Raw genomic sequence first — 6,678 nt, 5'->3', positions numbered from 1 at the left:
AGAGCGGCGTGGGTGGGGGCAACGAGGATCATGACTTTCATTAGGAGAACGAGGATGATATCTACATTAATCGTGCGGTTTGCCGCAGTCGTCGCACTTGGTGCGGCTGCTGTCGCGACTCCCGCATTCGCGGAGAAAGTACTTCGTGTCGGTATGACGGCGAGCGACGTGCCGCTTACTACCGGTCAACCGAGCCAAGGCACTGAGGGTCTCCGCTTCATGGGCGTCACCGTTTACGACGGGCTTGTGGGCCGGAGTACGCCGTTGACAGACTTGCACCCATACACAGTGAGGATGCAGCCGATAAGAGGAGTGTCTTGATGAATTCAGCAAAGCGCCATGTGGCCGTTATCGGCGCGGCGGGCGGGCTCGGGCAGGCCCTCGCGCAGCGGTTTGCAGCGGGCGGCTGTGCAGTGTATCTGCTCGGCCGCGACCTGACTCGACTGACGGAAATTGGTCGGGATATCACGGCCAAGACCGGCGCGCCGACCTTCCCGGTCGAGTGTCATCTCGACAATGGGGACTCTTTGGCGCGCGCGCTGACCGCGCCACCTCGCATCGACGTGCTGATCAACGCGGCTGGCAGCATACCGCGCCGCGCGTTGCTCGAATCACAACCGCAGGAGTGGCGCGGCGTGTGGTCAGACAAGGTGCTGGGCTCGATCGAGGCATGTCGCCTGGCCTGCGAACGCATGCGCCAAGCGGGCGGCGGTGTTATCGTCAATATCATCGGCACTGCCGGCGTGCGGCCAAACCCCAAAACCATCATGACCGTGACCGCAAACGCGGCATTGATCGCGTTGACGCAGGCGCTAGGCGCTCAGTCGGTGGACTGGAGCGTACGCGTTGTGGGCATCAACCCCGGGCTCACTGCCACGCCGCGCACGGCGGATTTGGCGGCTGGGAAAGGCAGGGAGGCCTACCAAGCGCTGCTGCAGGACTTACCATTCAAGCGCATGGCGCGCGCCGACGAGATTGCCGAGTGCGCGTGGTTCTTGGCCTCTGACTCCGCTGCCTACATCTCGGGAACGGTGATCGACGTGGATGCCGGCGCACGCTGGCGAGTATGACGTGGCAGACATGCCGACCACTGCGCCGCAACGCGGCACCTTCAACGACGAGATGTGGAGCAAGGGCGGCATGATCAGCGAGGAAGCTTAGGCCACCAGCAGTGTCGTGCGCGAGGCCAGCATGCTCAAGAGCGACGTCAAGTACGAAGAGCTCGTCGACTGCGCGCAAGCTTGTGACGGCACAGTCGGATATATTTCAATAAGCAGAAACCCGGAGAGAACAAACCATGCTAGAACCAATCTGGAACAAATTCCTCACCGAGCAAGACAAGGCGGTATTCGCGGCATCCGGCTTCGGCGCGTGCGGCGGCTTCGGCAAACGGCCGGCGCTGCTCGTCATCGACGTGAGCTACGCCTTCTGCGACGAGCGTGCTACGCCGATTCTCGAATCGATCAAGCGCTGGCACACTTCATGTGGTGAGGACGCATGGGTGGCGATCCCTTATATTAAGTCGCTTATCGACAAGTGCCATGGCAAGGGTGTGCCGGTGATTCATACGACCGGCGTGAGGCGTGACGACAATTGGGACGGCGGCAGCTGGAACTGGAAGGACGGCCGATTCAGCGAGGACACTGCCAGCAAGTCTGGCACCAGCCTTGACGGCAACGAGATCGTTGCCGACATCGCTCCGGCGCCGCAGGACATAGTCGTACTGAAGCAGAAGCCGTCGGGCTTCTTTGGTACCAACCTGGCGAGCTATCTGACCCTGCTCGGTTGCGACAGCGTGATCGTGACCGGCACCACCACCTCGGGCTGCGTGCGCGCGACCGTGCTTGACGCATTCAGCCTCAATTATCGCGTCGCCGTCGCCGAGGAAGGCTGTTTCGACCGCGCGCAGGCGAGCCATGCCATTAACCTTTGCGACATGCACGCCAAATATGCCGACGTGGTGAAGACCTCGGAGGTGCTCGCCTTCCTGGACAGCCTTCCGAGCGGAATGTTCGACCTGCCAAAGGGCGCGGCACCCGCCCAGAAGACCAAGCTCGCGCCGAACTTTTAGGGAGACCCGCAAAACCTCGCGCAGCCTCTTCCGCGAGAACGAGCACGAGCTTGCACCATCGATCACATGAAGCTATACAGGCTCGACCTCGAATTGAACTCCAGGCGCGCGCGCAAGCGCGAGTTCCTTGGTCCGCTGGAACGGGTCGTGCCGCGGGTCACGCTGGGAGCCTGAAAAGGGGCTGCGCTTATCTCAATCCCGTAGCGCGTTCAGACGATCGGAGCCACTTCAGCAACCGCATCAAGTATCGTCGGATTGGACGCCAATGTCTTTACTGAGACACTTATTGTCTGAATCATTCACCCCAAGCTGTACTCCCGACCAATCCTCAAACATTTTCACGATGGTTGTGAAATCCTCATCACCGTGATCACGCATCCAAGTACGCCAGAGCTGGAACACATGGCTGGCGATGGGGGTCGGAACCTTCAGATTGTCCGCGAGGGCTAAGACAAGCGAGAGATCCTTGTAAACGATCTGGTGCGACGCGCCGTAGTTGAAACTCCGTGGCAGGACGGCCGTAGGAAACTTCGACTCCGTCGCAGAATTCCGCCCCGACCCGGCATTAATCACCTGAATAAGCAAGCCTGGTTCGATTCCCGCTTTCGCACCTAGAACGACTGCCTCTGAAGTCGCGGCCAACGCCGTATAGTTCAGCATATTGTTGATCAGCTTGACTTTTTGGGCCTGGCCGGGCGTTGGACCGACGATGAACAAACGCGAGCCGATGGCATTCAGGGCGGAGCGGGCTTGCTCAATGGCCGCTGGTGCTCCCGAAGCAATGACTGTAAGGGAACCCTCTTTGGCTAGAGCTAATCCGCCGGTGACTGGCGCATCAACGAAAGCAACGCCTGCGGCAGAAAGCGAGGAGGCAATGCGCTCGGCCGCTTCGGGCCCGCTTGTGGAAAGGTCGACAACACAACGCGGCTTTCGCATGGCCAGGATGCCTGCTGGTCCGAAGTAAACCTCCTCGATGGCGGCTTGGCTCGGCAGGCAAGTGAAGACTATATCGGCAGCTGCGGCCGCTTGGGCCGCGCTGTCGGCCCAAAGTGCGCCGTTGGCAAGCAAAGATTCGGCGGCCTCTCGGCGCTTGTCCGTCACAGTCAAGGTAAAGCCGGCCTGAAGCAGACACGCTGCCATTGGCGAGCCGAAAGTGCCTGTACCAACGAACGCTAAAGAAGTACCACTCATAAGTCCCCCGAGGTTTGTCATGTTTCTCGGTATAGCAAGAGCAAGATCCGGGCCGACATCAGCATCCTGGATGTCTGTGGCATTAGAATTGCGTCGGTCAGCGCAGCCTTTTGCGCGGCATGGCGATGTAGTGATGAGATTGCCGCGAATGCATTTGCCATGGATACAGCCGTGAATCATTACAACATAACGCAACGTCTTGCCCAATTCATCTCGCACACCCGTTGGGAAGATGTCCCGAAGGAAGTGAGACACGAAGGCAAGCGAGCCATTCTCAATTTTTTCGGAACCGCTATTGGAGGCTGCCGCGAGCCGGCCATAGATTTAGCCATCGCGTCCCTTTCCGAGTTCAGCGGCGGATCCCAAGCAACTATCATTGGTCGTTCAGAGCGGATCGATACGCTAAGCGCAAGTTTTCTAAATGCGGCGAGTGCGAACATTGCGGACTTTGATGACACTCACATCCGTACCGTGATTCACCCCACCGCGCCCGTTGCCCCAACTCTGCTCGCGCTGGGGGAGCGGAAAAAGATGACCGGCGAAGAATTACTGACGGCTTTCGCTGTCGGCGTGGAGGTGGAATGCCGAATCGGCAACGCAATCTCACCTATGCACTACCGCAAAGGCTGGCACATCACCGCGACCTGCGGCATTCTGGGCTCAGCTGGCGCGGCCAGCAAGGCGCTAGGACTAGACGAAGTAAGGACCGTGTACGCGCTCGGCAATGCCGCAACACAATCTGCAGGCCTCGTAGAATGCCTCGGGACCATGGCGAAGAGCATCAGCATCGGCAACGCCAGCCGAAACGGGTTGTGGAGCGCGCTGCTGGCACAGAGTGGCTTCACCGCACCGCCGCATTCGATCGAGGGTCCCCAGGGACTTCTAGCGGTCATGGCGGATATTGCCGACATGGAAGCGATTGTGACCGGGCTCGGCGAGAGCTGGGAGCTTACAAAGAATGCATACAAGCCCTATCCCTGCGGCGTTGTGATCAATCCGATCATAGACGGTTGCTTGGCCTTGCGTGAAGCCACGGAGACGGATCTCGATCACATCGAGCAGGTCCTCATCACCGGGAGCCCGTTACTTGCGCAGCGTGCGGATCGACCAGAAATATCTTCAGGTCGGGAGGCGCAGGTGAGCGCGCAACATGCGGCCGCCGTGACCTTGCTTTTTGGCGAGCCGGATTCGACCTCCTTCACCGATGCGCGTGTGCAGGACCCGCGGGTAGGCGTCCTCCGCCGAAAGATCGTCCTTAGGGTCGACCCGACACTTGGCGTCGAAGCGGCCCGGATTACGCTCAGGACCACCGACGCACGCGAGCACACAATCGACGTGAAGCACGCCCGCGGTGGACTTGAGCGACCGCTCACCGACGCAGAGCTCGAAAGCAAGTTCGAATCTTTGGCAGCGTCGCGGATCTCGCGCGGTGCTCGGACAGCGCTCGTCGATAAGATATGGACGATCGAGAGCTCGGCGAACATCGCGGAAATCCTGTCCCTCACGATTCCCTTCAGCTGACGAACGCATCCGGCGGTTTGGACTTGACCCGTCTCCACGGACAGTTTGAGCTCCTTCAATGAAGCTCAGAAATTGTCTGGGTTTCGGTGCTGATGATTTTCCCCTGATGTTTCCTTTCGAAGTTATTGGTGACAGATAGTTCAAGCCGGAGTGCCTCCGGTGCGGTTTGTACCAACTCTCAATCCAGGTGAATATGGCCAGGCGTGCCTCGGTCTTGGGTTTCCAGCTGCGTCGGGCAATAAGTTCACAGTCCAGCCTGGCAAAAAAAGCTGTCGGCCATGGCGTTGTTATAGGCATCGCCGACGCTGCTCATCGAAGGTCGAACACCCATTTCCTTGTACCGGTTGCCAAAGGCGATGCTGTGTACTGGCTGCCCTGTCGGAATGGTGAATGACCGGTTCAGGTCTGCGGGGTGTGCAAAGCCATGTTGAGCGCTGCGATGACAAGGTCTGCCGTCATCTGAACCCCAAAGGCTAGCCCACCACCTAACGGCTGTGGATATCGGTGGCCACCGCCAGCTACAAAACGTCTTCCCACATGGGCACATACGTCATGTCGGTCACCCAAAGTTCATTGATGTCCTTGGCCGCAAACACCCGGTTCATCAGATCGGACGCCGGGCGCTGGCGCTTGTTGCGCTCGGTGGTCGCGCACCAGGCTTGTCTGCTGCTCACGCCTTGGATGTGCATTGCCCGCACCAAGCGGGTAATGCGTTTGTGACTGGCGACAATGCCCGTGTCAGTCAACTCGGCACGAATACGGACTATGCCGTAAGTCTCGTCGCTGGCGCGGTGGGCCGTGCGAATGTGCTCGTTTAAACTCGTATTGGCCTAGGCACGTTTGCTGATGAGGCGAGCGCGCCAGTCCTAGTCCCCGCTGGTGGAGACCTTCAGGGTTTCACACTGGGCGCGCAGGGGTAGAACGGCCTCATTTGCTTTCACGAGTTCGTAGACGTCGTGGACGCCTTCTCGCTTTTACTGGCAAACCAAGCCGTAGCCTTTGCCATATGTCTCGCTCCATCTGTACCTGACGCAATTTGCGGCGCAGTTCGACAAGCTCCTGACGTTCAATCGCATTCAGCGGCCCTTGCGGGACATTACTTCTGGGCGGAGGCACCGCCGCTGACGTGCCCATTGAGCTCAGTCGCACCCACTTGGCTACTGTGGTCGCGTGCAGGCCGAACTCCTTGGGCACACCGTTGGCACTGCGCCCTGCATGCACCAAATCCACGAGTAGCTGGCGAAACTCCGACCTGTACGCCGTTCGGTATTTGGACGTCTAGGACTCCTTCTTTGAGAACCATAAGGTGTCTGTGAAATGGGGTCAACTTCGGTTCGTGGCTTGGGTCTCAGGTCGGTGTCTCGCCAAAGTCCGCATTCTTTGCAAGGATGTGCCTCCGGAATACATTCAGGTCCAGGAGTGTCTTTTAAGAATACATACACTAAGTTGACTCCGTGTCCGGGCATACGGTGGAATGAGTGCGTCGCATGAAGCTTGCAGTGAAATGGTCAAAGACGTTGAGGGGCACACAGCACACGCAGGCACATGAATTGCCTGGCACAGAACATGCGGTTAAGTTGTCAACCCCGCGCTTCGAGCTCGACAACGAGAAGGATATAACTGATGAGGTGTGCGTCGTGGCCGCTACCGAGCAGACGAGCCGGCTCATGTCTACGATCCTCGCAAATTCATGCCGCGCGAGGTTTGAACTGTGGGCGGCGAGGCGGTCGAACGGTATAGGCTAAGGACAATGTGAAAGAGCGGCGTGGGTGGGGGCAACGAGGATCATGACTTTCATTAGGAGAACGAGGATGATATCTACATTAATCGTGCGGTTTGCCGCAGTCGTCGCACTTGGTGCGGCTGCTGTCGCGACTCCCGCATTCGCGGAGAAA

The 6,678-nt window shown here is 58.9% G+C and carries 5 protein-coding genes and 1 pseudogene; 4 read left to right on the top strand and 2 right to left on the bottom strand.

The window, feature by feature from the left end; all coding sequences use genetic code 11:
- From AC1DUR_RS25650 to AC1DUR_RS25640, 3 genes and pseudogenes are all read left to right on the top strand, one after another.
- Nucleotides 1-321 (top strand): annotated as a pseudogene (locus tag AC1DUR_RS25650) (hypothetical protein); the annotation flags it as partial.
- The gene (locus AC1DUR_RS25645) at nucleotides 321-1,070 is read left to right on the top strand and encodes an SDR family oxidoreductase (RefSeq protein ID WP_477720915.1); all 750 of its coding nucleotides are present in this window, start codon (nucleotides 321-323) and stop codon (nucleotides 1,068-1,070) included. The pseudogene AC1DUR_RS25650 and the gene AC1DUR_RS25645, both read left to right, overlap by 1 nt.
- Before the next feature lie 227 nt (nucleotides 1,071-1,297).
- Complete coding sequence (locus AC1DUR_RS25640; RefSeq protein ID WP_477720914.1) at nucleotides 1,298-2,071, top strand: isochorismatase family protein; 774 nt, start codon at nucleotides 1,298-1,300, stop codon at nucleotides 2,069-2,071.
- Between the two features lie 240 nt (nucleotides 2,072-2,311).
- Here the strand turns inward: AC1DUR_RS25640 and AC1DUR_RS25635 are convergent, their stop codons facing one another.
- On the bottom strand, nucleotides 2,312-3,262 hold the full coding sequence (locus AC1DUR_RS25635; protein WP_477720913.1) for an NAD(P)-dependent oxidoreductase: 951 nt from the start codon (nucleotides 3,260-3,262) through the stop codon (nucleotides 2,312-2,314).
- Between the two features lie 171 nt (nucleotides 3,263-3,433).
- Between AC1DUR_RS25635 and AC1DUR_RS25630 the strand changes: the two genes are divergently transcribed.
- Nucleotides 3,434-4,783 carry an MmgE/PrpD family protein gene (locus tag AC1DUR_RS25630; RefSeq protein WP_477720912.1) on the top strand — a complete coding sequence of 450 codons (1,350 nt, stop codon included), beginning with the start codon at nucleotides 3,434-3,436 and terminating at the stop codon, nucleotides 4,781-4,783.
- A gap of 518 nt (nucleotides 4,784-5,301) precedes the next feature.
- Here AC1DUR_RS25630 and AC1DUR_RS25625 read toward each other — a convergent pair.
- A complete protein-coding gene (locus tag AC1DUR_RS25625; RefSeq protein WP_477720916.1) occupies nucleotides 5,302-5,589 on the bottom strand; it encodes an IS3 family transposase in 288 nt (95 codons plus the stop codon).
- Nucleotides 5,590-6,678: the final 1,089 nt, after the last annotated feature.

This window comes from Polaromonas sp. P4_F4 (assembly GCF_056401355.1).
The sequence above is the reverse complement of the archived record's forward strand: the minus strand, read 5'-3'. Positions and strand labels throughout refer to the sequence as shown.

What these genes read in the sequence shown, in the direction of transcription:
- AC1DUR_RS25645 (WP_477720915.1), top strand. Translation starts at nt 321, where the DNA reads ATGAATTCAGCAAAGCGCCATGTGGCCGTTATCGGCGCGGCGGGCGGG.
- AC1DUR_RS25640 (WP_477720914.1), top strand. Translation starts at nt 1,298, where the DNA reads ATGCTAGAACCAATCTGGAACAAATTCCTCACCGAGCAAGACAAGGCG.
- AC1DUR_RS25635 (WP_477720913.1), bottom strand. Translation starts at nt 3,262, where the DNA reads ATGAGTGGTACTTCTTTAGCGTTCGTTGGTACAGGCACTTTCGGCTCG.